Source organism: Selenomonas sp. KH1T6, assembly GCF_900108415.1.
Classification (GTDB): Bacteria; Bacillota; Negativicutes; order Selenomonadales; family Selenomonadaceae; genus Selenomonas_B; species Selenomonas_B ruminantium_A.
In genome coordinates, this window is sequence record NZ_FNWN01000003.1 from 61,995 (window position 1) to 87,477 (window position 25,483).

Sequence of the window (25,483 nt, forward strand, 5' to 3'; positions counted from 1 at the left end):
GATATCCATTGACCATCATAGAAGACCCTATTTACAGAGTTTTCTTCACAGGCTCAAAAAGGGGATCAGGAATGGCTGAACTATATCAACTTCGTACTGGCAGAACTGAGGATGGACGGTACCCTGGCAAATTTAGAGGAAAAATATTTGAAATAACTTAAATATTCTTTTGAGAAACATCCTGGGGGTTATTTATATGCCCCAGCTGAGCCCTTCAGCCCCAACGACCATCGTCTGAAGACTATGTCTACCCTAATTTTGTAAAGCAGTTTCAACGGGGATTGAGATGCCTGAACAAAACAAAAGAACTCGTCTCAGCCATGAAAATTTGGCTGGGACGAGTTTTTTGAGTGTCTTTCGTCAGTGCAGGGCTGCTTCTATTTCTGTCAGTAGGGCACGGGCACTTTTCTCTGAGATGATAGCTTCCTGTTCGTGGCTTTTTACTTCTGCCAGGGTCTGAGAGAATTTTTCGGCTTTCTCCTGTTCTCCTGCCAGGAGGGAGAGCCCCAGCAGGTCTGCCCGGACGATGCGTCGCAGCTGCTCAAGTTGCGGGCGGCACTGGTCAAGTTTTTCCGGCGGCAGAGAGGCCAGAAGATTTTCCAAAGAGACATCCAGCTGTTGCAGCTCCTTGCTTAGCTTCTTCTGGGCCTTGGCTATTTTACGTTGATTCCCATTCTGACGGGCCTGCCAGTAGGCATCAGCAAGGGTGCGCAGTTTTTTCCCATCTTCCGGGCCTATTTCAGCCCAGCTGACTTTCATGTGCTGGGAGTGGTCGGCGAATCTGGTCATGTCAGGGGCAAGAGTGCCATATCCCTTTTTGATGGACTGCTTCCAGGCTCTTTGTGACCTGTAGCTGTGGGGATGTCTGGCATACTTGGCTCCCGTGGTGAGGCTGATTTTCGAGAGCTCTGCATATTTCATGGGATTGAAAAAGATGGCCGGCAGGGTTTTCCTATGGGGCAGTTTTTCAATGGGCCCTAGGGCCAGCTTGGCCTCCAGATAATCGCTGACGGGATAATTCCACCAAAGGCCCAGCTTGCGTCCGTAGAGGGCATTGGCCTTTTGGTAATCCTCGTCCTTCAGGCCGTCAGGCACCACTTTTTCACCTGTGTAGAGCACCAGGATGTCTTTGTCAAGCTCTGTGGAAAAATCATGGGTATAGGGCTTGGTCTGACCTTTTTCTGTCATATCCTCCCGGAAATATTCGGTGGGGACGGTGATGAGAGGAGCTATATCCGCATGTTTTTTGACGAAATTATCTTCCAGCCAGTTCAGGAAAGCTGTCTGGCCTTTGGCGTCCTTGTTTTCTATATCGTCAAAGAAAATGGCGAAGTCCCGTACCCCCAGATCATAAATGGCGGTGAGCTTTTCCTGCATGGCAAGGCGGTCTTTGTTGCCAGCTTCTCCCCAAAAGCTTATATCCAATCCGGGGGAAACGGCAAAGATGAACTTTACCTGCTGTTTATGTGCTTCGTCTATGAGGGCCTTGAGCTCTGCCAGCTTTTCCTGGGGATATGATTCCCGCCATTTGGCCCTGTGGTATGGGTCATCCTTAGGAGCATAGATGTAGGCGTTCAACCCTTCCTGATGGCAGAATCTCATCATGTCCAGCCTATCTGCCTGTGACCAGGGAGTGCCGTAAAAGCCCTCGACAATACCGCGAAGGGGAATGGGCGCAGCCATAGTCTGGGTCATGCTGGCCGTAATCATAAGTCCTGTCAAAGCCATGGTGTGAAAAAGTTTCTTTTTCATAACGCTCCTCCTTGAATACCGCTCAGATGTATTTTATGCTCAGTATAGCTTATTTCTACAGATAATTCTTTTCAAAAATCGCAGCTGCTGTTGCACAAAAATCTGCGCAAGGGCGTTCTGCGTAATATTCCTTTGTACGCTTAGATGGTGTGGGATGGTCATGCTTCTGTTCTAAGCCCAATAGCTCCCGGCAGATTATAGAGCCATGGGATTCTTGAAATTGAAGGACGAGCTCTTGTACTTTGCTGTACAGAGCCTTTTTCTTTTCATCGTCAGGCGTGTAATAGCCGTCTGTTAAACCAATCAATAAGCAAAGTGCTGAGACGGCACCGCATACTTCGCGGAGGCGGCTGATTCCTCCTCCCATTGGCGATGCCATACGCAATACAGTCTTGGGGTCCAATCCCTTTTCCTGCAGATAGTCTTCATAAGCCAGCAGCACAGACTGTGAACAGTTGTAGCCGGAATTGAAGTTGTCTTTAGCCTGTTGGGCACGAATAGATTGTTCAGTGTTCATGGTTGGTCTCCCCGTAATTTTTGCTGCTTAAATTTACAGTTGTATGTTCTGTTTAAAGAATTCAACGAATGGCTTGAATTTCCTGCTCGGTTGTATTGTAAAGAAGGGGTTGCAGGAAAAAGGAAAGTGTAGATAGAATAACGCCTGTGTATGGATGTGGTGTGATTGAGGATGACAGAAATGAAATTTGACATCAAAAAGAAACTTATTGTAGCCTCTTTGGTCGGTGCAGTTCAAGAACCGCATGATTCTGCGTGAGGCAATGCTCAGGCATGGTTTTAAGCCCCTGGACACGGAATGGTGGCATTTTACCTTGAAGAATGAGCCATATCCTGACACTTATTTCACCTTCCCAATTCAGAAGCTGATGTAAAGAATTCATATCATGCAAAATAGGGGCTGCGCTATCACAGCCCCTTTCTGCTAGTCCTGAGGAGTGAGAAATATTAACAGGAGCAAAAAAATCTTGGGGAGCCTGTGCATCATACTTCTGTTATTGTTGGGAGGAACAGGCTATTTTATAGGCAGTGGCTTTGTAGACTATGCCCTGCTGCGGGGCAATCCTGAAGATCCCACGGCTATACCAGAAGCGGCAGCAGCAATTGTGGAGCCGGGCTTGGATGCTCCGGCTAAACCGCAAGCTGAGAATGAACAATGGATGATAACCTCCCAGGATGGCTTAAAACTGGTGGCAACTCATTTCGCACCAGAGGAACCCAGCAGGCGTTGGGCCATCCTGGTGCATGGTTATGGGCGCAATCAGCGCTTTGTCTGGGATTACGCTGCCGAGTACATAAAGCGAGGCTACCATGTACTGACGCCGGATTTGCGTGCTGCCGGATTAAGTGAAGGGAAATATCTTACCATGGGGGTAAAAGAGAGCGATGATATCGTCCTTTGGGCAAAAGAGATTGCCCAGAAGGATGAAACCGCGCAGATTGCCCTGCATGGGATTTCCATGGGGGCAGCTACAGTGATGATGACTACGGCCAAACATCCGCAAAATGTAGTGGTAGCCGTTGAAGACTGCGGCTATACCAGTGCCTATGATATGTTTACGGTGCAGCTTGACAAACTGTTTGGTCTGCCGGAATTTCCCGTGATGAACTGTGTGGATATTGTCAGTCCCATGAAGACGGGGGCAGCTATTTCAGATGCAGCACCCTTGCGCAGTATTGTCCATACCGAGGTGCCCATGCTGTTTATACATGGCGATGCTGATAAACTGGTACCCTGCGAAATGATGGAGAAACTATACGAAGCCTCATCAGCGCCTGCCAAGGAGAAATACATTGTGGCCGGAGCAGGACATGCTGATGCCAAAAAGACAGATCCCCAGAAGTATTTTGAGCGGGTATTTGCCTTTTTGGGGACATATATGAAGCAATAATCTTTCCTGTTGCTTGGATTTGCTGAAGCAGGAAATGGATGATGGTATAAGTGCAACTTTCAAAGAGCTTTGGAACCGTGGCCACCATCATGCCGTTGTCCAAAACCATGGACACCTTCGATGTGCTATTTTTTTACTGGAATCAATGGATTAGGAGGGATTTTTGTGACAGAAGCGGAAAAACTGGATGCGGGGCTTGAATACGATTTCACGGAGCCGGAAGTGCGCGGACGAAAGTTCCGTGCTGTAAAGGGGTGCCAGAAGCTCAATGGCATAGACATGACAGAAACGGCGGTAAGGGAGGCTGCAATTCGGGAACTTTTCGGAAGTGCGGGAAAAAGCCCGGTGGTTCTTCCCACCTTTCATTGCGACAATGGAGGGAACATCCATGTCGGAGATAATTTCTTTGCCAATTATAATGTGACCATTCTCGACAATAGAGAAGTACGAATCGGAGATAATGTGATGATAGGACCGCATACGCTTATTGCTACAGTGGGGCACCCGTTGTCCCCGGCAAAGCGTCGTGCTCATTGTGCCATAGCAAAGCCTATCATCATTGGAAATGATGTGTGGATTGGCGGTAATGTGACGATTATGCCAGGGCTTACTATTGGGAATAACGTGGTTATTGCGGCTGGTGCTGTCGTTACTAAAGATGTGCCGGATAATTCATTGGTGGCTGGAGTACCAGCCAAAAAAGTCCGTGATTTGGAAAATGATGTTCTCAAACTTCCCACATAGAAAATACTAACGGCTCCTTGAAAACCGTATATCTCAAGAGATAAAATCCTCAGACCGCTTGCAATAGGCGCTGCATGGACTCCGGCAACTTGGACATAAACTTCTCATAGAAAGCTTCTAACTGGGCATCAGCAATATGAAATACCTCTTGAACCGTTGCCAGCATAGCCTCAACTATGATCTGCATGGATTCATGGTATGTTATGTCGGCAACTTCGGATATCATGATGTAGAACAGCTCGCCAAGCGTTCTGTCGTCTTCATTGTCTCGCTTGGAAACTGCCAGAAGCATATAGGCAAGGGTAGAGATTCTTTGAGGTGGACAATTTCGTGGCATCCACACGCCGATGGTTAGACAGGGAAACCCGAGAGATGCAGGAGTACGCCACGCCTGCCAAGGAATCTCTACAGTTGAGGAAGGCGCTTGCGAAGATGCAGGCGCTTTTTTTAGCAAATACCAAAGGGGAATGTTTCACGTGAAACATTCCCCTTTGTGCAATATACAGTTCCTTATTTCTGCATAAGTGCGGCTGCCTGCCAGCCAAGGTATACTGTCCCCAGGGCCACGGCCATGGTGGCTATGATATTCAGCCCGGCCAGCAGGTGGCTGCCGCCGCGGAAGAGGGTCAGGGTTTCCATGCCGAAGGAGGATAGGGTGGAGAAGCCACCCAGAAAGCCTACCGTCAGGAGCAGGCGTAGCTGCTCCGGCAGCAGGTGGAGACGCTGGGCCAGGGGCAGCAAGAGGCCCATGATGAAGCCCATCAGGAAGCAGCTCACGGCGTTCACTGCCAGGGTGCCGATGGGGAAGTGAACGCCGAAGCGCATGCCTACGGCGGTGGTGACTATGTAGCGGCAGACGGCACCAAGGCCGCCGCCGATAAAGACGTAAAAATAATTGCTCATAATCCTTTTGTTTGATCCCTCTTGTGATATGCTTACTGACGAGCATCGTTTGGCGGTAAAATTCGCCCCGGAAAGGGGCGTTGCAATATGAATGACTCAATCATTATACTCTTACTGGTACTATTGATTCTTGTCGTTGCAAAGAAATAACCGCCTCTAGCTGACAACTTCTGGGCGGTTGCTCTTTTATGTAGTTAACTCGTCTTGGGGCGACCGCTAGGCGGTGCTCTCTTTACATGTATTATACTACTATGGCCTTTGTTTTGCCATAGCTTTTTTTATTGAAGAAGTCCTTGTCGTACCAGATTCCCGGCGTTTTCCTGCTATCTTCGCTAAGTATGTGCAGGCTCTTCCACTGGAGACGGCAGGCTGCAGCTTAAGGTCTCTTTCCATACAGCAGGGGCAGGCTTACTTTCTGGTTGAAAAATTCAATGAGAGGACCGGTGCCGCAGGCCAGCACCAAGGTGCCCAAGCCAACGATGCTGTCGCAGGCAAAGCCGATAGTGACAGCACAGGCGTCAATGAGGACGCGGACTGTCCGGAAGGGAACCCGGCCGCCGCTGCGCTCTGAGAGTATCCAGCCGATGGCATCATAGGGCCCCATGCCCAGCCGGGAGCTCATGTAGAAGGAGCAGGACAGGCAGGTCAGCACCACGCCTCCTGCCAGCAGCATTACCCGCAGGGGCAGGTCTGGGTCGGCAAATACGGCCAGCGGCCCCAGCAGGGCATACCAGAAGTCGGCGATGATGCCCAGCATGAACATATTGATAAGGGTGCCAAAGCGCAGGTAGCTTCTGTCCAGCAGGGCCACTGGGATAATCAGCGCCAGGTTGAAAAGAATCACGCAGGTGCCATAGCTGAGGCCGGATACTCCCGCATAGCCGAGGTTCATGCAGGAGAAGGGATCATTGCCAAAGAGGCTCAGCCGCATGAGCACCACGGCAAAGCCCATGAGTATATGGGCTCCCAGGATAGCAGGCACCCGCCTGCCCAGACGTGAGGAAGCTTTTTCCTCCCTATAGAGTTCACCAGTCATTTCCATAATAATATTCCCCATTTCATTCATTTTTCCCACCCTTCATTGTAAGGGCAGGGAAAGGGGCAGGCAAGAGGGAAAAGAATTTAGGAACATTGTTCCGGCAGCCTCCGTAGCTGTAATTAAATGATAAGGGAGAGCTCCTGAAGTAGCAGGCATCTTGCACTTGCATAGTTAAAGGGGATGTTTCACGTGAAACATCCCCTTGATGGTGCGTATGATCTTATGCTTCGGCAGAGGGTGCCATGGCGGGAAGCATATTCTTGTAATGGAAGAACATATAAAGCAGGGTGGGAATATAGAGGGCGTAGAAGATGGTGTAGGCTGTCACAGCCAGGGGGATATCAATGATGTGGAAGAAGGTCTGATAAAGCCAGAGGGTGCAGCAGGAAAGAATGGCATAGAGGACGACAATCACCCAGCTCCAGGTGCGGAAGCTGCTTCTGAGACCTGCCTGGGTGAAGGGGGGATGCAGGGAAGCGATGGTGGTGCTGCCTGCTCTTTTAGCCCATCTGTCATGGAGCATCCAGCAGAGGGACAGCACACCTGCCGTAGAAGGCAGCCAGAAACTCATGAGCATGAATAATTTCGTCATCAGAGGGAAATCCTGAAGGAGGTTGAACACACCTCCCTGCACCAGATAGAGGGCTGCGGCGATGCAGAGGATAGTGCCCAGCTTGAGAATCAGCAGGCAGTTGTAATAGCAGGTGGAAAGGAAGGAAAACTCCTCAGGCCATTCGATGGCAGCACTGCGCCAGCCATTTTTCCTGCGGCCTTCCAGATAGAAGCCTGCGCCAAAGCCGAGAATCAAAAGCTCAGGGGTGAAGGGCGGCTGCAGGAAGATCAGCCCCATCATCAGGGCCATATAGACGTAGAAATAGATTGATGTCATGAAACTCGTTTCTTCGTTCATAGTTTAACCTCCGTTTGCTGCTGTATATATGACTGCGGTTCGTGCTGGCACTGGCTGCCAGTGACATGAGCATCATACCACCGCATCATTAGAAAGTGCTTAGAGGTGAGGTGGAGATTCATTGATTTTGAAGGAGAAAATTTTCCTTTGTAGAATATCTCACATATATAAGCGTGGATTAGAGGGAAAGGATGAGGAGGATGAAATACAGGAAGCTGACAGCTGCTGTTTTGGCAGCTTGTGCGTTGAGCTTTTCCTGGAGCGGCTGCGAGGCAGCAGAGCTGGACCTGGTGGAGGCGTCCCATCAGGAGGTGCAGCAGGGGGCAGTCTTTTATGAAAATGACGGCCTGCGTCTGAGAATCCCCAAGGTTTATGACCAGCTGGTCATGACGAGCACCAACCCTGAGGAGGCTGGCAGGATATTTTCCGTGTCGGAGAAGGCCTCTGTGGAGGCCGCCCAAAAGATGGGGTATGGCAGTTACGGGCCAGGCTGGCTCTTTGCCATAGGCAAGGTCAGCGAAGCAGAGCTCCACGATATCCTCTGCGGGGAGATGTCCGGCAGGGAGCTTTTTGCCCAGGATGGCAGGGGCAATTACTACATCTATTATCACCCTACGGATGTGCGCTATATGCGCGAGACGCCGGCAGCCATGGAGCGGGACCAGAACCAGTGGCACACCCTTTGCGCCTGGTCCACCTACTCTGTGCGACCGGATTTCCTGAAGGATAATCCCGGCCTTACGGCTATTACGGCTGACAACAGCAGCATTGGCATCTATCTGGCCAATCTCAGCTACCGCTCTGTGAAGTATTCCCTGGCCAAAAAGGGGAAGGCAACTTTGCCTGGCGTGGGAGCAGCGGCAAAGCCCTTTGCCGAAAAGCTGCTGTACGGCAATACCTTTGAGATGGTACAAGAAAAGGTGAAGCACAGGGGAGATTCTGTGAAGCTGAGCCTGCCAGATGAGAAGGTGGAGTTATTTTTCTTCCAGCGCAAGGGCGAGACGTATGTGCTTGAGAAAAGGGACGGCACAGAGATAGCCACCTACAAGGCCATTCCCCTGGAGGAACATGCTGAGGCCCTGGGCGTCATGAAAGACTGGTATGCGGCGGTGGAAGCACAAAATTAAGAGTTTGATGTTTGATATGGAAAGAAGAAGGTTTTAATGATGTATAAGAAAAAAATCGCTGCCTGTGTCCTGGCGGCTGCCCTTGGTTTCGGTTTCATGGCGGAGGTGCCTGTTTCTCAGGCAGCCACCCGGGCGGAGCTGGCCCAGATTTCTGTGAACAAGAAGGGAACGAACTTCAAATATTGGAACAAAGAGGGCGTACCATACCAGCAGCTTACCAGCTTCGTGAAGGATGTTACCAATCCCAAGAGCAAGAATTTTATTCCCCAGAAAGACCGCATTGCTGTCTTTGATCTGGATGGGACGCTGATTTGCGAGACTGCTCCTTCTTATTTTGAGTGGATGATGTATCTGGACAGGGCCCTGAATGATTCCACCTTCAAGCCTAAAGCCGAGGATAAGGCTTATGCAGAGGAAGTGAAGAAGGCTATTGAAACCGTCGGCATCCCAAATCCCAAGCCTGATGCCAAGAGCAAGATGCCCAGCGGCATGGACAGGCAGCAGGCTGTTTCCCAGAACTCGGTATTTGCCGGTATGACCCAGCCGGAGTATGAGGCTTACGTGAAGAAATTCATGGAGACTCCCACGGAGGGATTGACGAATCTTAAGTGGGGGGAGGCCTTTTATCTGCCAATGGTGGAGGTGATATCCTACCTCACCGCCAATGATTTCAAAGTATTTATCGTCTCCGGCACTGACCGTCAGATTCTGCGCATACTGTCAGATGGGGTGCTGCCGATTCCCAAGGATCGTATCGTCGGCACGGATATCACCTGGCTGGCCTCCCATCAGCAGGGGAAAGACGGCCTTGAATATGTCTATCAGAAAAATGATGAAGTGTTGCGAGGTGAGTTCATTCTGAAGAATATCAAGATGAACAAGGTGGACAACATCGCCCGTGACATCGGTCAGCAGCCAGTGCTGGCTTTCGGCAATTCCTCTGGTGACTCCAGCATGTTCAATTACACCATCACGGGGAACAAATACAAGTCCCTGGCCTTCGCCCTTTGCTGTGATGATCTTGACCGTGAGCTGGGCAGCCAGTCCAAGGCTGACAAGATGCGGGCTGACTGTGAGAAATACGGCTGGATTCCCGTGTCCATGAAGGATGACTTCAAGACCATCTACGGGGATAACGTAAAGCGGGCAGATAAATAAACTAAAAGACAAGGACAAAGATACAGCAAGGGGGATGTTTCACGTGAAACATCCCCCTTGTCCTTCCGCTGTTTCTGGGCGAATGGTTGTCTTAGAGATACTCTTCATATCTTCCTTCGCCGAAGTCACAGGCAGCGGTGATGAAGTTGCAGTCTACCAGCAGACACTCAATCTTCTCCTGGTACTGCTTGGCCTTGTGCAGCCTGGCCAGCTCCTTGATATCCTCATCAGTGAAGCCCCAGCCGATGTCCATGGACAGTTCCTCACCTTCCTCCACAGAGGCCAGGGCTGCTGACCAGTCGCTGCGGATTTCTGCATCGCGGTTGTTCTGCATAAATAACACCTCATTTTCTGAAATCAAAGATAAAATACGACTGGTTTATGGTACCATATAAGCATTAAGATGCTATTAGAAGTATCAGAAAAAATGCTCCTGTTTTTGCGCCAGCGGCAGGGATTTTAGAAGGGGAAAAAACTGTTTTTGACGAATACATTCCTATAGATTATGCACGGAGATAGTATGCGGAAAGGAAAGTGTTTATGAAGACAGAACTTAAAAAGAAGCTTGCTCTGGCTATGATGGCTGGCCTTATGTTCGGCAGCGTTGGTTATGCCTCACCGGCTGTGGCAGAGCGGGAGAGCCTGAATCAGGTGGCGCTTTTGCAGTCTTTGGCGCAGGGATATTTTGGTGGCACGGTCAAGGTGCGGGATATGCGTTCTCTGGGGGATATCGGCATTGGTACCTTTGAAGGGCTGAATGGGGAAATGATCATGCTGGACGGCACGGTCTATCAGGCCCTGGGAGATGGCCGGGTGGCAGTGGCTGACGACAAAGTGGTCGTTCCCTATGCCACCGTGACTTATTTTGACAATGATATTTCTGTCCGATTGTCAGAGGTGAAGGACAAGGCGGCTTTCGAGAAAATCCTGAACGATGAGGTAAAGAAGTGCGGGGAAAACAGCTTTTACATGATAAAGCTCCACACGGAATTTTCCTCTGTGCTCTTCCGCAGCGAGTATGGCAGCCAGAAGCCCTATCCTACTCTGGTGGAAGCTCTCAAGGGAAAGCAGACGGAGTTCACTGCTAAAAATATCAAGGGGACTCTTGTAGGCCTTTACTGTCCCAATTATATGGGCGGGCTGAACAGTACCGGTTGGCATTTCCATTTCATTTCCGACGACAGGAAGCAGGGGGGACATATTCTGGAGCTTTCCCTGAAGCAGGGAATCGTAGAATTTGACAAGACGGATAAATTCACCATGATACTCCATGATGATAAAGAATTCCATGAAATGAATTTGGCCAAGGATATGAGCAAAGACATAAGAAGTGCCGAGCAGGACACACAGTCAGATATGAATAAATAAAATTTTGTAATCAGTGGATAAGCAAGCTAGAAAAAACGCCCTTGCGGGCGGCCTCATAGCTGCCTTTCTGGAATAACCATTTTATATAATTGTGTGATTTGGGAGAGGGATCAGTATCATGAAGTTTAAAAATATACTGGGACGCAGAGAAATGTTAAATTGCGTCCTGTGCAATGATGCTCCTTGTGACAAAGCCTGTCCACTGAAGCTTGAGCCGTCCAGACAGCTGCGCTCTATTTGGTTTGCCAATGATGGGGGAGCGGCTCTGCGTTTGGCGGCAGAATGCAGTTGTGCAGAATGTCTGGCTCCCTGCGAGGACGCCTGTCTGCGATCTGGTTTGGTGCCCATCAAAAAGTTGTTTTCACGGCTGACTATGGAGGTGTTTCCTAAGCTCCCCCTGGAGCGGATGCCTGAGGAAAACATTCTATGCACAGAACTTTGCGGTGTGCCTTTGGAAAATCCTTTTCTGTTGTCATCCTCGGTGGTAGCCAGCAACTATGATATGTGCGCCAGGGCATTTGAAGCGGGCTGGGCAGGGGCCGCCTTCAAGACAATCTGTACCCTGGACATTCACGAAGCCTCTCCCCGCTTTTCTGCCATTAAAGGGGCAGGGGGAACCTTTATGGGCTTCAAGAACATAGAACAGCTCTCTGACCACAGTGTGCCAGAGAATATGGAAGTGTTCCGCCGCCTGAAGAAGGAATATCCCACGAAATTCATCCTGGCTTCCATAATGGGGCAGAATGAGAAGGAGTGGGAGGAGCTCTCCCGTACCTGTGAGGAGAATGGTGCTGATGCCATTGAGCTGAATTTCTCCTGTCCCAATATGATGGAAGGGGGGCTGGGCTCGGATATTGGTCAAGTGCCGGATTTGGTAGAAAGATTCACCGCCGCTGCCAGAAAAGGTACAAAACTTCCCATACTGGCTAAGCTCACTCCCAACGTGGCCGAGATGAGCCCTGCAGCGGAGGCAGCCAAAAGGGGAGGCGCAGATGGTCTGGCGGCCATCAATACCATCAAGAGCGTCATGGAGATAGATCTTGACACCTACGTTTCCAGTCCCAATGTCCATGGCAAGTCCGCTGTAGGCGGCTATAGTGGCAGGGCAGTAAAGCCCATCGCCCTGCGTTTCATCGCAGAACTAGCTCAGAATCCGAAGCTCTCCGGCATGCACATCAGCGGTATGGGGGGGATAGAGACATGGCGGGATGCTTTGGAATTCATGCTGCTGGGGGCTGGCTCTGTCCAGGTGACCACCTCAGTCATGCAGTATGGCTATCGCATCATAGAGGATCTGAAGTCTGGGTTGGCCTGCTTCCTGACGGAAAAGGGCTGCCAGCACGTGGAAGATATCAGGGGCCGGGCGCTGGCCAATGTCAGCTATACTACTGACAGCCTGGAGCGGGACAGCATAGTTTATCCCAAGTTTGACCGCAAGAAATGCATGGGTTGCGGTCGCTGCGAAATATCCTGCGCCGATGGCGGCCACCAGGCTATCCATCTGAATGCAATGCGAAAGCCTGTGCTGGATGGCAAGAGATGTGTAGGATGCCACCTTTGCGTACTTGTATGCCCCGAAGGGGCTATCTGGGGCACGGGGAAGAGGATCAAATTGGATGGGGGTATAAAATGAAACGTGGGAAAATAGCCTTGTCGGTATGCTTGGCTGTGGTGCTGGCTGGTTCCTGGGTAGGCTTTGGAGGAGCGGGGCAGGAGTTTCCTGCGCCCGTGGTGGAAGCGCGCAAGGCCCAGACCAGTTCCTGGGATGAGTTTCTTGGATTCTGGGAGGAAAATATAGAGGGCGAAGCGCGTTTCACCGTTACCAAGGGGGATGGGGAATGGTATGGCATAGAGGCAAGCTGGCCCCATGGCGCCAATCAGGTGGAGTTCTGGACTATGTCTGCCTATCCGGCAGGGGAGCACGTGCTGCGCTATACGGACTGCATACATTACCTTCTGACCTTCAACGGCACAGTGGTGGAACGGGAAGAAATCCTGTATGAAAATGGCAGCGGGACAGTGGTCATGGAAGGGCCTAAGCGGGTTAAGTGGTTCGACGATCAGGACCACAAGGCCGATGATGTCTTGTATGTGCCACTGCGCTCACCACTGGGCGGAGGGCTTTGATAAGGAAGTGCACAGGGATATTTCATGTGAAACATCCCTTATCTTTTTGGAAAAAAGATAAAAAACATTGTAATGAAACCGGAAGTCAGCCGTAAGTATAGATGTAAGCTGAAAAACACATTGCACACTATAATTCCAGACGATGCACCAGGAAAAGAGGAGAATCCATCATTTTGTCGAATCAGCAAAGTGAAGACCTGATTGTTAAGGAAAGGACGGATTATCATGGCTGTGGACAAGAACAAGAAATTGAATCTTGAGGAACTGGACGGAGTAGCAGGCGGCACTATAATAGAAACTATTTCTGATAGCGCACAGCTCTATAAGCGTGGCCTGCTGGACAAGGAATACGAAAGCTGCGCCGCTGTCCGCGACAAGCTGCACGGCATGGGGTATTCCGGCTATCAGGACAAGGGCGGCCTGTTGAATGAGAATGTCTACACGGACAAGCAGGGCAATGCCATCTCCCGTGAACAGTTCTGGAAAAACTTCGACAAGGAAAACGGCACCAAAGTCATCAGATAATCAGTGACACAAAATCAAAAAGCTTTTTGCAAAGAAATGGAATGTTTCACGTGAAACATTCCATTTTTTTCTAGGAAAAATTCATTTTCCGCTGTATAATATAGGATAGTTTTTGAGAAAGGGTGACGGCTGTGGCCAAGATTATCGCGATAGCCAATCAGAAAGGCGGCGTGGGCAAGACTACCACGGCGGTTGATCTGGCGGCTTGTTTGGCGGCTAAGAAAAAGAAGACCATGCTGGTGGACTGCGACCCTCAGGGGAATGCTTCCAGCGGTCTGGGCATAGATAAATCTGCCTTGGAGAAAACCATCTACCATGTACTTATGGGCGGGGTGGATGCGAAGGATGCTCTGGTGAAGACGGAGTTCAAGGTTGATGTGCTGCCTGCCAATATCAATCTGGCAGGGGCAGAGGTGGAGCTGGTAGCGGCTATTTCACGTGAAACACGCTTGAAAAAGGCACTGGATGCAGTGCGGGAGGATTATGACTACATCATCCTGGACTGCCCTCCCTCCCTGGGTCTTCTGACCCTGAATGCACTGGCGGCGGCTGACTCTGTGCTGATGCCTATCCAGTGCGAGTTCTACGCCCTGGAGGGTGTGGTGCAGCTGCTGAATACCATCGGACTGGTGAAGAACAACCTCAACGCCAATCTGGAGGTAGAGGGCGTGCTCATGACCATGTACGATTCCCGCACCCGCCTTTCGGAGCAGGTGGTGGCAGAGGTCAGGGAGAACTTCGGGGACAAGATGTATAAGACCATCATTCCCCGTACGGTGAGACTGTCTGAGGCTCCCTCCTATGGGCAGCCCATTATCGCCTACGACAAGAAATCCAGAGGTTCGGAAGTCTATATGGATCTGGCAAAGGAGGTCATTGCCCGTGACAAGCAGCAAGCCTAAAGGTGGTTTGGGCACCAGCATGAAGGCCATGGGCGGCCAGGGCCTTGGCGCCCTGTTCGGCAATACCGGCGTGACAGCTCCTGCCCCGGAGAATGTGCGGGACAAGGTGCAGGAAATAGCCGTGGAGGAGATTGTTCCCAACCGCTATCAGCCCCGCGAGGAATTTGATGAGGCGGCTCTCTCCGAGCTTACTGAGTCTGTGAACCGCTACGGCGTCCTGCAGCCAGTGCTCTTGAGGAAGCTGCCGGATGCAGGCTATGAGCTGATTGCCGGGGAGCGCCGCCTGCGGGCAGCCAAGGCGGCAGGCCTTGAGAAAATTCCCGCCCTGGTGCGGGAGTTCGGCGACGCCGAGGTCAGTGAGATAGCCCTGATTGAGAACCTGCAGAGGGAAGACCTTTCTGTCATGGAAGAGGCCAGGGCCTATCAGCGGCTCATCAAGGATTTCGGGCTGAAGCAGGAGGAACTGTCCTCCCGTCTGGGCCGCAGCCGCTCCCATATTGCCAACACCATGCGCCTGCTGAATCTGCCCGGTGAGGTCCAGGCACTCCTCATGAGCGGCGTGCTCACTGCCGGACAGGCCAGGCCCCTGCTGGCCATTGGCGACCAGGAGCTGCAGATGAAGGCTGCAGACTACATCCAGGAGAACGAGCTTTCGGCCCGCCAGTGCGAGGAACTGGCGAAAAGGCTGGCAGAAGAGCCCGGAGAGATTCAGGAGGAAGCTGAATCAAAGCCAGCAAAGCCTGAGCCGGACATCTTCCTCCAGGAGGCGGCAGAAAAGCTGAAGACCTTGTTGGGCACCCAGGTGCAGATCAAGACTGGCAGGAAAAAGAGCAAGGTGGAAATAGAATTCTACTCGGAAGAGGATCTGGAGCGCATCCTGGGCCTGATCGGGCAGCACAGGGCAGCCAGCAATCAGGACAAGATCGAGAAGCTCCGGCAGTTCTCCCAGACGGGAAGATTCACTGTGTAAGGAAGGGGAGACTTTTCCTAAGGGAAGGCTAAAATGAGAGAAAGAGAGAGAAGTAAGTTTCGATGGATATTCAGGTAATAAGCAACTTTGTGCTAAATAATCTCATGTTCATTGTGGCAGGGCTGGGGATACTGATAATTCTCATGTATGTGGTCATCTTGAACCTGTACTTCGACCTGCGCCGCATGAAGAAGCGTTATAAGAAGATGATGACAGGTGTGGAGAGCGGCAATCTGGAACGCATGCTCATCGGCCATATCGACGAAGTGCAGCGGGTGAAGGAGCAGAACACGGCTTTGGAGGTGGAAAACCAGAAGCTGGACAACCTCCTGCAGCAGGCTCTGACCCGGGTGGGCATGGTGCGCTACCGTGCCTTCGAGGATATGGGAGGCGACCTCAGTTACGCCGTAGCCATGCTGGATGCCCACAATAACGGTGTGATCCTCTCCAGCGTGTTTGGCCGGGAGGGTTCCCAGGCTTACGCCAAACCCATCGAGAATGGCAGCTCCAGCTACAAGCTGACGGAAGAAGAACAGCAGGCTCTGCGGGAGGCCATGGCACACGCATGAAAAAGCCTTCCCCTCTGGGGCAGGCTGCTTGGTTTTGAAAGTTGCACTATGGAGGTTTGTTTCCTTGGACACTAATAAGGAATCTAATTCCTATACGATCAAAGTAATCCCCTCCGGGGAGGGGAAGGTCAAGTCTGTGAGGCTGCCTGTGACGCTGCTCAAGTACGGTTTGGGCTCTCTGGCGGTGTTGGGATTGCTCTTTGTGGGAGCCCTGAGTTTTGCGGTCTACGCCAGCTTCACGGCCAAAAGCGGCTCGGCAGAGATAAATGACCTGCGTTCTGTGAACAGCATCCAGCAGGAACAGCTGCTGCAGCTCTCCAAAAAGGCCAATGCCCTGCAGGATGAGATGGATCAGCTTACTTCCCTGGAGGCAGACCTGCGCCGCCAGTCCGGCATGGCACCTGCCAGTGATGAGGGCAGCGGCGGGGATGGCACCCACGATGGCCAGGGCGGCCCTTATACAGAGCCGGATTTAGGCAATGTGCGGGAGGCTCTTTCCCAGGTGGAGCGCAAAATCGCTGTGCGGAAGGAATCCCTGCAGTCCCTGCAGAAGGAAATCAAGGCCCGTCAGGAGGCCATGGGCACAGTGGTGGCAGGTGGCTTTACCATCCAGTCCATCACGGTGCCTTCCATCTGGCCCTGCAAGGGTGATGTGAGCTCACCCTACGGCCTGCGCTGGGGCGGCTCTGACTTCCACCCGGGCATCGACATCGCCAACGACATGGGCACCCCTATTGTAGCCACTGCTGATGGCGTGGTAGAAGTGGCCGGCTGGAACTCCGGCGGCTACGGCAACATGGTGGACATCGACCACGGCAACGGCCTCATGACCCGCTACGGCCATGCCTCCCAGGTGGTAGTCACCGCCGGCCAGTATGTGAAACGCGGCCAGATCATCGCCTACATGGGCAGCACGGGCTTTTCCACGGGACCTCACTGCCATTACGAAGTACATGTAAATGGCCAGGTGGTGAACCCCGCAACGTATCTCTGATAAACGCAAAAAAATCCCCCCAAAAATGGGGGGATTTTTTGCGTTTATGGCGAATGTATATACAGCGTCAGACTTTAACTCCAGGCTTTTCCGTCAGAGAATCCCTGTCCCGGGGTGGCATAGGCATGCCGGCAGCAGCTACGTAATCAAGGTCTTCCAGGGAGAGTTTCCTGCGATCCTTGTGGGCGGGAGCCTGGCAGCGGATATCGTGCAGCTTGGTACGGAGGCTTTCTTTTATTTTGCTGAATCGGGAAAAATCTAAGTCTCTGTATTCTCGCTCAATACTCATGTTGATTTCTCCTTTATATAAATAGATATAATTATCTTATCGCTTATACATACGATTGTAAATCCCGGATATTACAAGAAAATGAGAATCTGGAAGGAAAATTTATTATGGAAACTATTGGATTGGTACCGGCAAGCCGATGGAATAACTTAGCTAAGGAGGCCCTGTATGACGAGGCTGCCTTTGACGAGCTTTATGACCATTTCTTTCCCATCATTTACAATGTTATCTATGTCAGAGTGAAGAACAGTGCTGTAGCTGACGATATTGTGGGCGACACCTTCATGAAGATGACCCAGAGCCTGGGCTCCTTTGACCCGGAAAAGGCTTCCTTTGCCACTTGGCTCTCCCGCATTGCCATGCGGACCCTGACTGACTATTACCGCTGGCAGAGCCACAGGCAGAATGTGGAGTGGGATGATGTATTCTCTCCCGCGGTGGAGGAAAAGGACAGGCCTGAGGGGCACCTTTTGGAAAAGGAGGACAGGAGCGAGCTGCTGCTGGCCTTGGACAAGCTCTCCGAACGAGAACAGCATATCATCCACCTGAAGTTCTGGGGGGAGATGTCCAACAAGGAAATAGCTGAGACCATGGATATGACCCCCTCAAATGTAGGCGTGGTGCTCCACAGGGCCATGGGACAGCTGAAGAAGATACTGGGAGAAAGGCGTCTTCTATGATGAATTCCAGGGTGAGTGGCCCCGGCTGTGCGGCCATGTGATACCCATGTATCTGGATGAGGCTTATCCGGATTACTATATCTTCGGCTCCACTATCCTGCTGAATGGCAAGAAGCACTATCTTACTTCCGTCTCAAGGCCCCCCACAATGAACCTGTACTCACCGAAGGCGTGGAGTTCCAGGTGGACGAGGCCGCCAAGGCAGCTTGAATCAACTGACATTACCGCCCTGCTGCAGATTTTGGGGCAGGGCGATTTTTATTGCAAACCTTATACCGGCTTATCACATTATATGCGTCCTGCCTGGTGTTTATTGCAAATGGGTGATATAATCAACCTCATTAACAACACATCCGGCACTATTTCCGACCTCCAAATCACCTGCCCCGGCTTCAACACCGTTGCCGCTTTTCCCCGCAGCCACGATGCACTGACTGGCTTGTTATGACATTATTTACGATAAGCAGGACTAAAGTCGCATAGCGATGCAGCATGGGGGCAAGGGGGCCTGTCAGTATGTAGGCGGCGTTATGGCCTCCAGGAACAACCAAAAGGAGTGAAAATTCCATGAAGTCAGCCACAGGACCGGATGCCTGGGCATCAGCCGGGGGGTGGGAAAAGCAGGTCAGATTTCGCAGGCAAGTGTGGCAGCAGCCTTCTTTTGGCAGGCGGGAGGAGGCTTTTTTCTCCTGGGGCAGGATGCTGGCTTTGGACGGCGAATAATAATATATAGTTATTCTGTAAAAATTACGCAGAGGGGGCAGGACAGGTGCTGGAAAAGTTGAAGCTAAGAAAAATAAATATTCGGGAGCGCGTCCTCCTCATGCTTCTGGTGTGTTCTTTGATTGCGTTTTTGGGACTAGGGGCTCTGTCGCTTCACACCCTTTGGCATGTGGAGGATTCGGTGTTGGAGCAGGAGCAAAGTATGGGGGCCAGGCTCTCTGAGAAGGTAGAGGAGTTTTCTGAGGGGAATATCAAGAGCCGCCTGAAGGAATCGGCGGAGATGAAGGCGCTGGCCATCGACAAGGAGCTCACTGCCACCGCCAGGAACGTGGGAATTCTGGCGGACACCATGAGCCTTATCCTGCAGCACCCGGAGAACTACAGCCCGCGGAGCCTGCCCAATACCAGGGAGCAGGATGACATCAAATCCGAGGTGCCTTACGTCCACTACAGCCCTAAGCTCTTCAAGCAGGGGGCGGGAGGCTTGGCGGGAGAAATAGGGCTGGCTGGCAATATGGCAGACCTGCTGCGCTCCATGAGCAAGTCATATGGCAGGAACCGCACTTCCCTTTACGTGGGCTCCGGGCATGGGTACCTCGTCTGTTTGGATATCGTGCCGGATGGGGGCAGTATTTATCCTTCGCAGGAGTACAAGGAAAGCTTTATAAGTACATATGACCCTGTAGAGCGTTCCTGGTACAAGCTGGGGGCAGGGGTGGACAAGCCTGTCTATACGGATGTCTACATCGGTGCAGATGGCTATCTCAATGTCACTTGTGTCATGCCCTATTATGACAAGTTGGGGCTGGCAGGAGTGGCTGGCATCAGCTACTCCATCGAGGATATGTATCATCAGGTGGCAGATGCCGCCATCGGGCGCACAGGGGTGAACTTTGCCCTGGACCGGGAGGGCAGGGTGATCTTTTCCGGGCTCACTCAGGGGCTGCTGGCTGCCGGCGGCAGCCAGGATCTCAGAGAGGTCGACAATAAAAGCCTGGCTGCGGCGGTCGCCCACATGACTGCAGGGGGCAGGGGAGTCACTTCCGTGAGCCTCTACGGCCAGGAGTACTTCCTGGCCTACGCGCCCATGGAGAGCACGGGCTGGAGCTTTGGCAGTCTCATTGCCCGGGAGGAAGTCACGGCACCTACCAGAGAAATCGTGGCAAATACGGAAGTAGCCATGGAAAGCTTCCGGGAAAGGCTGGGAAGCATCTTTGCCGCCTCGGCTGGGAAAGCCACGGTGCTGGCGGTGCTCATGCTGCTGCTGGTCATTTACATTTCCCGCAAGATGGCTGCCCGCATCACTGAGCCCCTCTACAGGCTGCGGGAAGGGGTCAGGGAAATAGCTGCCGGCAACCTGCAGGAAAAGGTGAAGCTGGAGACCGGGGATGAACTGCAGGAACTGGCGGATTCCTTCAACACCATGACAGATGATCTGACAGAGTATATGAAAAAAGTTACCCAGGCGGCAGAGGATAAGGAGAGGGCTCAGGCAGAATTGCACACGGCCCACTCCATCCAGCAGAGCATGCTGCCGGGCGCTTTGCCTGAGCGCCAGGAATTCTCCCTGAAGGCTGCCATGAAGGCGGCCAGGGATGTAGGCGGAGATTTCTATGACTATTATCTGGTGGATGACGACCACCTGGTGGTCACCATTGCCGATGTGTCAGGCAAGGGGGTGCCTGCAGCCCTGTTCATGGCCAGAGCCATGACGGTGCTGCGAAGCCTGGTGCAGGGCTTGAAGGGAGAACCCCTGGCCAGGATCGTTGCCCGGGCCAATGATGAACTCTGCGCCAGCAATGAGGCCATGATGTTCGTCACAGCTTTTGTGGCCATGCTGGATCTCAGGGACGGCCGCCTCAGCTACGTCAATGCAGGCCACAATCCAGTGCTGGTGGGAAGGGCTGGCAGAGGCTTCCAGTTCCTGCCTGTGAAGCGCAACTGCGTGCTGGGGGGCGTAGAGGAAATGGTTTTCGTCCAGCAGGAAGAGGTCCTGGCTTCTGGCGATATGCTTTTCCTCTACACCGACGGCGTGACAGAAGCGCAAAGCGAAAGCAGGGCGTTCTACAGCGAAAATGGACTGCAGGACCTGCTGAACAAAACAGGCCTGGTGAAACCTCAGGCGCTGCTGGAAGCAGTGGGGCAGGACCTGGCACGCCATGTGGGAGCGGCTGAGCAGTCGGATGATATCACCATGCTGGCGCTGAAATACAGGTAAGTGCTTTGGGGCGTGAGCAAAGTTTTCCCTGCAGGAGGAGACTTTGTCTGTCACGCCCCTTTTCCTTGGGTGAATGTTGCTGTAAAATAGGGGAAAATTAAAAATTTCTGTCGAATATATTGCAAGTGAATCAGTTGGTATGCAGAACTTTAAGGAGCCTTGATATGAAAAAAATCTTCAGCCTGGGCATTGTCATTATCCTCCTGCTGGCAGCTGCCATTGTCATCTGGGGGGCGTGGCTCAACTACAGTGATGAGAATCAGATAGCAACGCGCATGGACAGCCGTGCCGTGGAGCTGACGGCGGCACGGGCGGAGGTGCGGGATTTTGCGCCTACGGTTGAGCTGGATGCCTTGCGCTTTTCCAGCGACAGCATCGCGGATGCAGTGGCCCTTACGGAGGGGCGCATTGTGCAGTGGCATGCCGCCAAGAACGACACGGTGGCCAAGGGGCAGCTGCTCTTGTCCATGATGAACGAGAATATCCCCCTGCGCATTCAGCAGGCAGAAAGCGCCATCAGCCGGGCTGAGGCTGCTCTGGCCCAGGCCAACAATGCCTATCAGCGCCAGGGGCGGCTGCTGGCCCGCCGGGCTACTTCCAAGGAGAAGTACGAGGAGGCCGAGGCCCAGTACATGGCGGCCCAGGGTTCCCTGCGGGAGGCCCAGGCCCAGCGTGATCAGTGCCTGGTGCAGCAGGACTGGCTCAATGTGGTTTCGCCTGTGGACGGGCAGGTGCTGATCATCTACCAGCGGGAGGGCTCCTATGTGCAGCCAGGCACCCCTGTGGCTTTGGTGGGTAATTTTGACTGGCTGCGCTTTTCCCTGAGCATGAAGGACATTGAGGCCAACCATCTGGAGCTGGGGGAGGCAGGGTACCTGAAATTCCCCAACAGCAAGCTGGCTGGCAAGGTCTACGATACGGATTATGGCGCTGGGAACAAGGGACAGGGCACGGAAATCAAGGCTGTCCTGAAAGACATCGTGCCCCCCCTGTCGGAGCCGGCGGATATGCGCCGCACGGAGTGGGAGGTGGACAACCGCACGGGGCTTTTGGAGGCCATGGTTTACACAGGCATCACCATGCGCATGGGCACGACTTACAAGGCCCTTACCGTGCCCCTGGCGGCCATGGCTGACAAGGACCATGACGCAGTGTATGTGGTGGACAGCGAGGGCATCATCCACCGGCGGAAGGTGACAGCCGGGGCCGATGACAACAAATACATTGAGATTTACTCCGGCCTGGAGCCGGGCGAGCTGGTAGTGGTAGGCAGTTTTGAAGGCCTGGAAGATGGCATGAAGGTGGAGGCTGATGTGGAAGGGGATGAGAGCTGATGGCTGAGGAAAAGAAAAACGAGGGGGCGGCAGCCCGCTGGGACCGCAAAGGTGACCAGATCTTCAGCAAGGAAGCTCTGGACAAGATGCGCTCCCCGGAGAAGCTGGACACCACCATGACCATCACCACCCCCATCGGCTGGATGGGGCTTATCGCCGTGGCGGTGATGCTGCTGGCGGTGGTAATCTGGTCTATCTTCGGTTCCTTCACAGTGAAGGCTGACGGCATGGGGCTTATCATGGATCCCTCCGGGGTGGCGAAGATTTCCACCCTTTCCGGGGGCACTCTGGACGAATTGTACGTGCACCCCGGGGACACGGTGGAGAAGGGGGAGCTTATTGCCCATGTGAGCATGGTGCAGGAGGAGGCTGCCACCCGCATGGCCCAGCTGGGTCCGGAGCTGGCCGCTTCTATGCGTGATGCCGCTTCCCGGGTCCGGGAATTCGATTCCCGCCGCTACCAGAAAGAAGCCACAGAGTATGTCTACTCTCCCTATAATGGTACCGTGGATGAAGTCATGTTGGAAGAAGGCAGCGTGATAAGCAGCGGCACTCCCGTTGCCACCGTGCGCATTGACGGGGGCAGGAGCCACCTGAAGGGGGTGCTCTACATTCCCGTGGCCAAGGGGAAGCGGGTGGAGAAGGGGCAGACTATCCAGCTGGCTCCCAATGGGGTGGACGTGTCCCAGACGGGCAGCCTCCTGGGCACCGTGCGCTCTGTGTCCCAGTACCCTGTCTCTGTGCAGAATATGCAGAAGACCCTGGGCAACGAGCAGCTGGCCCAGTGGATTCTCTCATCCCAGCAGAGCTCCCTGATGGAGATAAGTTTTGACCTGGTGAAAGACCCCTCTGACAAATCCGGCTACCTCTGGACTTCCCAGGTGGGGGAGCACAAGCCCATTACCGCCGGCAGCTTCGTCACCGGCTCCATCATCATCGAGCGTCGGCCTCCCATTGAGAAGGTTTTCTACAAGCTGAGCCAGTGGCTGAGGGGCAGGTGAGGTCATGGATTGGCTGGAAAAACTGAAAAACACCTTCGGCTCCAGCAAGAAGCGGGTGAAAGTGCCCACGGTGCTGCAGATGGAAGCCACGGAATGCGGGGCGGCCTCCCTGGGCATGGTGCTGGCTCACCTGGGCCTTTGGGTGCCCCTGGAGAAGCTTAGGGCTGAGTGCGGCGTGAACCGTGACGGTTCCAAGGCCAGTTGCGTCATCCGCGCCGCCCGGAACCGGGGCTGCGACGCAGAGGGCTACAGCCTTACGGCTGCCGAGCTCCTGGAGCTGTCTGAGGAAGAGGATGATGATACTTTTCCTCTGATCATCCATTGGGAATTCAACCACTTCGTGGTGCTGGAGGGCATCGATAAGGGCCGGGCCTACCTCAACGACCCTGCCATGGGGCGGCGCACCGTGCCCTGGGAGGAATTCCGTACCTCTTACACGGGGGTGGCCCTGCAGATATTGCCGGGGCCGGATTTCCAAAAGGCAGGGGCCCGCTACAATGTCTTCAAGGACATGGCGAAAAAACTCCTGCAGGACCGCTGGGCCATGACCTTCATACTCATCCTGGAATTATGCGCCATTATACCCGGCCTGGCGGGGCCGGTCATGAGCCAGATCTTCCTGGACGATATCCTTACCAAGAAGCATCCGGACTGGATGACCAACTTCTGCCTGGCCATGACGGTGTCCTTCGTGCTGTCAGGCATCATGACCTGGCTGCGGGCGGTAGTGCTGACCCAGTGGCAGCGGAAGCTGACCTTGGCGGATTCCTCCAGCTATTTCTGGCACCTGCTGAAGCTACCCATGCAGTTCTTCCACCAGCGCTATGCCGCTGAGGTGGCAGGGCGCGTGGGCTTCAACCAGTCCATTGCCGGGGTGCTGTCAGGACCTGCGGCCACGGCGGTATTGGATTTTTTCGTGGCTATTTTCTACCTGCTGCTGCTTTTGCAGTACAATGTGACCCTCACCCTTATCGGTGTGGCCTTCAGCTCTGTGGAGATTGCCCTGTTCTTTGCCATGCGGCGGCATCTGACGGACCTGAATATGCGTATGCAGCAGGATGCGGGCAAGGCTTATGGAGTGGCCATGAACGGACTTCGCATGATTGAGACCATCAAGGCCAGCGGTGATGAGGCGGATTTCTTCACCAAGTGGTCCGGTTATCAGACCAAGGTATTGATGGCTTCACAGGAAACGGCTCTCTGGGCCATGTCCGTGAAGCTCTTGCCCACCCTGCTGGCGGGGGTCAACGGTGCCCTCATCATGACTATCGGCGGCTTCTCCATCATGGAAGGGGCCATGACCGCAGGTATGTTCATGGCTTTCCAGAGCCTTATGGGCAGCTTCCAGGCTCCCGTGAATGCGCTGGTGGGGCTGGGTTCTACCCTGCAGACCACAGAAATGCAGATGCAGAGGCTCAACGATGTGCGCTGCTATGAGGTGGACAGCCTGAACTTCCCTGAGAAGGAGGGGCAGAGGGCGATGCCTCTGGACAGGCTGGCCGGGGATTTGGAATTAAAAGATGTGAGCTTCGGCTACAGTCCCCTGGAACCTCCCCTGCTGGAGCATTTTGACCTTCACGCCCGCCCGGGACAATGGGTGGCCGTGGTAGGAGCCTCCGGCAGCGGCAAATCGACTCTGGCCAAGATTGTCACAGGCCTCTATGAGGAATGGGACGGGCAGGTGCTCTTTGACGGCAGCCCCCGCAGGCAGATTCCCCGCAAGGTGGTGACAGCCTCCCTGGCCGCCGTGGATCAGGATATCTTTCTCATCTCCGGCACCGTGGCAGAGAACATAGCCCTCTTCGACAAGACTGCCCGCCGCAGCGATATCGTGGAGGCGGCCAAGGATGCCTGCATACACGAGGACATCCTGAAGCTCAACGGTGGCTATGAGGCCAATATTCAGGAAGGCGGCGTGAACTTCTCCGGGGGCCAGCGCCAAAGGCTGGAAATCGCCAGAGCCCTGGCAGTGAATCCCTCCATCCTGGTGCTGGACGAAGCCACCTCCGCCCTGGACCCCATCACGGAAAAACAGGTGCTGGACAATATCCGCCACCGTGGCTGCACCTGCCTGATAGTGGCCCACCGTCTCTCCACCATCAGGGATTGCGATGAGATCATCGTGCTGTCCCAAGGCAAGATCGTGGAGCGCGGCACCCACCGCCAGATGATAGAGCAGGACGGCCCCTATAGCCGTCTTATTGAAGAACGGGAAAATGAAGAGATGGAGCAGATGGAGTAGT

General features: G+C 53.3%; 28 protein-coding genes. 20 read left to right on the forward strand and 8 right to left on the reverse strand.

Translation table 11 applies throughout. From position 1 onward, the window contains the following. Nucleotides 1–360: 360 nt before the first annotated feature. Nucleotides 361–1,752 (reverse strand): protein O-GlcNAcase, encoded by a 1,392-nt coding sequence (locus tag BLW59_RS02970; protein WP_074696053.1) that lies wholly within the window; start codon nt 1,750–1,752, stop codon nt 361–363. 55 nt (nt 1,753–1,807) lie between these two features. Beyond that, nucleotides 1,808–2,269 carry a C-GCAxxG-C-C family protein gene (locus tag BLW59_RS02975; RefSeq protein ID WP_029542361.1) on the reverse strand — a complete coding sequence of 154 codons (462 nt, stop codon included), beginning with the start codon at nt 2,267–2,269 and terminating at the stop codon, nt 1,808–1,810. A gap of 244 nt (nt 2,270–2,513) precedes the next feature. Here BLW59_RS02975 and BLW59_RS02980 point away from each other — a divergent pair, with 244 nt between their 5' ends. The 3 genes from BLW59_RS02980 to BLW59_RS02990 all read left to right on the forward strand — a co-directional run bounded on the left by BLW59_RS02980 (nt 2,514) and on the right by BLW59_RS02990 (nt 4,403). After that, nucleotides 2,514–2,642 carry a M15 family metallopeptidase gene (locus tag BLW59_RS02980; protein WP_081348367.1) on the forward strand — a complete coding sequence of 43 codons (129 nt, stop codon included), beginning with the start codon at nt 2,514–2,516 and terminating at the stop codon, nt 2,640–2,642. A gap of 93 nt (nt 2,643–2,735) precedes the next feature. Continuing rightward, nucleotides 2,736–3,659 carry an alpha/beta hydrolase gene (locus BLW59_RS02985; protein WP_175463341.1) on the forward strand — a complete coding sequence of 308 codons (924 nt, stop codon included), beginning with the start codon at nt 2,736–2,738 and terminating at the stop codon, nt 3,657–3,659. 165 nt (nt 3,660–3,824) lie between these two features. Beyond that, the gene (locus BLW59_RS02990) at nt 3,825–4,403 is read left to right on the forward strand and encodes a sugar O-acetyltransferase (protein ID WP_217634598.1); all 579 of its coding nucleotides are present in this window, start codon (nt 3,825–3,827) and stop codon (nt 4,401–4,403) included. A gap of 49 nt (nt 4,404–4,452) precedes the next feature. Here the strand turns inward: BLW59_RS02990 and BLW59_RS17645 are convergent, their stop codons facing one another. From BLW59_RS17645 to BLW59_RS03010, 4 genes are all read right to left on the reverse strand, one after another. Then, complete coding sequence (locus BLW59_RS17645) at nt 4,453–4,629, reverse strand: hypothetical protein (protein WP_175463342.1); 177 nt, start codon at nt 4,627–4,629, stop codon at nt 4,453–4,455. Between the two features lie 284 nt (nt 4,630–4,913). Then, nucleotides 4,914–5,306, reverse strand: coding sequence for a fluoride efflux transporter CrcB (crcB, locus tag BLW59_RS03000; protein ID WP_074696059.1), 393 nt, complete (start codon nt 5,304–5,306; stop codon nt 4,914–4,916). 376 nt (nt 5,307–5,682) lie between these two features. Beyond that, nucleotides 5,683–6,348 carry a YczE/YyaS/YitT family protein gene (locus tag BLW59_RS03005; RefSeq protein ID WP_139283517.1) on the reverse strand — a complete coding sequence of 222 codons (666 nt, stop codon included), beginning with the start codon at nt 6,346–6,348 and terminating at the stop codon, nt 5,683–5,685. Between the two features lie 217 nt (nt 6,349–6,565). Beyond that, complete coding sequence (locus tag BLW59_RS03010) at nt 6,566–7,255, reverse strand: hypothetical protein (protein WP_074696061.1); 690 nt, start codon at nt 7,253–7,255, stop codon at nt 6,566–6,568. 200 nt (nt 7,256–7,455) lie between these two features. Here BLW59_RS03010 and BLW59_RS03015 point away from each other — a divergent pair, with 200 nt between their 5' ends. Both BLW59_RS03015 and BLW59_RS03020 read left to right on the forward strand, forming a co-directional pair. Beyond that, nucleotides 7,456–8,382, forward strand: a complete 927-nt coding sequence (locus BLW59_RS03015; protein ID WP_074696063.1) for a hypothetical protein — start codon at nt 7,456–7,458, stop codon at nt 8,380–8,382. A 39-nt stretch (nt 8,383–8,421) separates the two neighbouring features. Further along, nucleotides 8,422–9,540, forward strand: coding sequence for an HAD family hydrolase (locus BLW59_RS03020; protein WP_081348353.1), 1,119 nt, complete (start codon nt 8,422–8,424; stop codon nt 9,538–9,540). 91 nt (nt 9,541–9,631) lie between these two features. Here BLW59_RS03020 and BLW59_RS03025 read toward each other — a convergent pair whose 3' ends face one another. Then, a complete protein-coding gene (locus BLW59_RS03025) occupies nt 9,632–9,874 on the reverse strand; it encodes a hypothetical protein (protein ID WP_074696068.1) in 243 nt (80 codons plus the stop codon). Between the two features lie 206 nt (nt 9,875–10,080). On the opposite strand from BLW59_RS03025, the gene budA reads away from it, so the two are divergent. The 8 genes from budA to BLW59_RS03065 all read left to right on the forward strand — a co-directional run bounded on the left by budA (nt 10,081) and on the right by BLW59_RS03065 (nt 16,995). Then, entirely contained in the window at nt 10,081–10,908 is an 828-nt protein-coding gene (gene budA / locus BLW59_RS03030; RefSeq protein ID WP_074696070.1) for an acetolactate decarboxylase, read from the forward strand. A gap of 151 nt (nt 10,909–11,059) precedes the next feature. After that, nucleotides 11,060–12,541 carry an NAD-dependent dihydropyrimidine dehydrogenase subunit PreA gene (gene preA / locus BLW59_RS03035; protein WP_318258267.1) on the forward strand — a complete coding sequence of 494 codons (1,482 nt, stop codon included), beginning with the start codon at nt 11,060–11,062 and terminating at the stop codon, nt 12,539–12,541. After that, on the forward strand, nt 12,538–13,035 hold the full coding sequence (locus tag BLW59_RS03040; RefSeq protein ID WP_074696075.1) for a hypothetical protein: 498 nt from the start codon (nt 12,538–12,540) through the stop codon (nt 13,033–13,035). Before preA ends, BLW59_RS03040 begins: the two co-directional genes overlap by 4 nt. A gap of 225 nt (nt 13,036–13,260) precedes the next feature. Further along, nucleotides 13,261–13,560, forward strand: coding sequence for a hypothetical protein (locus tag BLW59_RS03045; RefSeq protein WP_029542338.1), 300 nt, complete (start codon nt 13,261–13,263; stop codon nt 13,558–13,560). 131 nt (nt 13,561–13,691) lie between these two features. After that, on the forward strand, nt 13,692–14,462 hold the full coding sequence (locus BLW59_RS03050) for a ParA family protein (protein ID WP_074696077.1): 771 nt from the start codon (nt 13,692–13,694) through the stop codon (nt 14,460–14,462). Further along, nucleotides 14,443–15,432, forward strand: coding sequence for a ParB/RepB/Spo0J family partition protein (locus BLW59_RS03055; protein WP_318258268.1), 990 nt, complete (start codon nt 14,443–14,445; stop codon nt 15,430–15,432). Before BLW59_RS03050 ends, BLW59_RS03055 begins: the two co-directional genes overlap by 20 nt. A 62-nt stretch (nt 15,433–15,494) precedes the next feature. Continuing rightward, a complete protein-coding gene (locus BLW59_RS03060) occupies nt 15,495–16,001 on the forward strand; it encodes a DUF4446 family protein (RefSeq protein WP_074696079.1) in 507 nt (168 codons plus the stop codon). Between the two features lie 64 nt (nt 16,002–16,065). Beyond that, complete coding sequence (locus tag BLW59_RS03065) at nt 16,066–16,995, forward strand: M23 family metallopeptidase (protein ID WP_074696081.1); 930 nt, start codon at nt 16,066–16,068, stop codon at nt 16,993–16,995. 67 nt (nt 16,996–17,062) lie between these two features. On the opposite strand, the gene BLW59_RS03070 is transcribed toward BLW59_RS03065, so the two are convergent. Further along, the gene (locus BLW59_RS03070) at nt 17,063–17,284 is read right to left on the reverse strand and encodes a hypothetical protein (protein WP_074696083.1); all 222 of its coding nucleotides are present in this window, start codon (nt 17,282–17,284) and stop codon (nt 17,063–17,065) included. Between the two features lie 107 nt (nt 17,285–17,391). Between BLW59_RS03070 and BLW59_RS03075 the strand changes: the two genes are divergently transcribed. The 7 genes from BLW59_RS03075 (at nt 17,392) to BLW59_RS03100 (ending at nt 25,482) form a co-directional block, all read left to right on the forward strand. Beyond that, nucleotides 17,392–17,964, forward strand: a complete 573-nt coding sequence (locus tag BLW59_RS03075; RefSeq protein ID WP_074696085.1) for an RNA polymerase sigma factor — start codon at nt 17,392–17,394, stop codon at nt 17,962–17,964. A gap of 46 nt (nt 17,965–18,010) precedes the next feature. Then, nucleotides 18,011–18,412 (forward strand): hypothetical protein, encoded by a 402-nt coding sequence (locus BLW59_RS03080; RefSeq protein WP_074696087.1) that lies wholly within the window; start codon nt 18,011–18,013, stop codon nt 18,410–18,412. 119 nt (nt 18,413–18,531) lie between these two features. Further along, the gene (locus BLW59_RS17650; protein WP_175463343.1) at nt 18,532–18,687 is read left to right on the forward strand and encodes a hypothetical protein; all 156 of its coding nucleotides are present in this window, start codon (nt 18,532–18,534) and stop codon (nt 18,685–18,687) included. Nucleotides 18,688–18,733: 46 nt separating this feature from the next. Then, nucleotides 18,734–20,905 (forward strand): SpoIIE family protein phosphatase, encoded by a 2,172-nt coding sequence (locus tag BLW59_RS03085; protein WP_081348354.1) that lies wholly within the window; start codon nt 18,734–18,736, stop codon nt 20,903–20,905. A gap of 164 nt (nt 20,906–21,069) precedes the next feature. Continuing rightward, on the forward strand, nt 21,070–22,239 hold the full coding sequence (locus BLW59_RS03090; RefSeq protein ID WP_074696091.1) for an efflux RND transporter periplasmic adaptor subunit: 1,170 nt from the start codon (nt 21,070–21,072) through the stop codon (nt 22,237–22,239). Further along, nucleotides 22,239–23,240, forward strand: coding sequence for an HlyD family efflux transporter periplasmic adaptor subunit (locus BLW59_RS03095; protein ID WP_074696093.1), 1,002 nt, complete (start codon nt 22,239–22,241; stop codon nt 23,238–23,240). The genes BLW59_RS03090 and BLW59_RS03095 overlap by 1 nt, the downstream gene beginning before the upstream one ends. Nucleotides 23,241–23,244: 4 nt before the next feature. After that, the gene (locus BLW59_RS03100) at nt 23,245–25,482 is read left to right on the forward strand and encodes an NHLP family bacteriocin export ABC transporter peptidase/permease/ATPase subunit (protein WP_074696095.1); all 2,238 of its coding nucleotides are present in this window, start codon (nt 23,245–23,247) and stop codon (nt 25,480–25,482) included. Nucleotide 25,483: the final 1 nt, after the last annotated feature.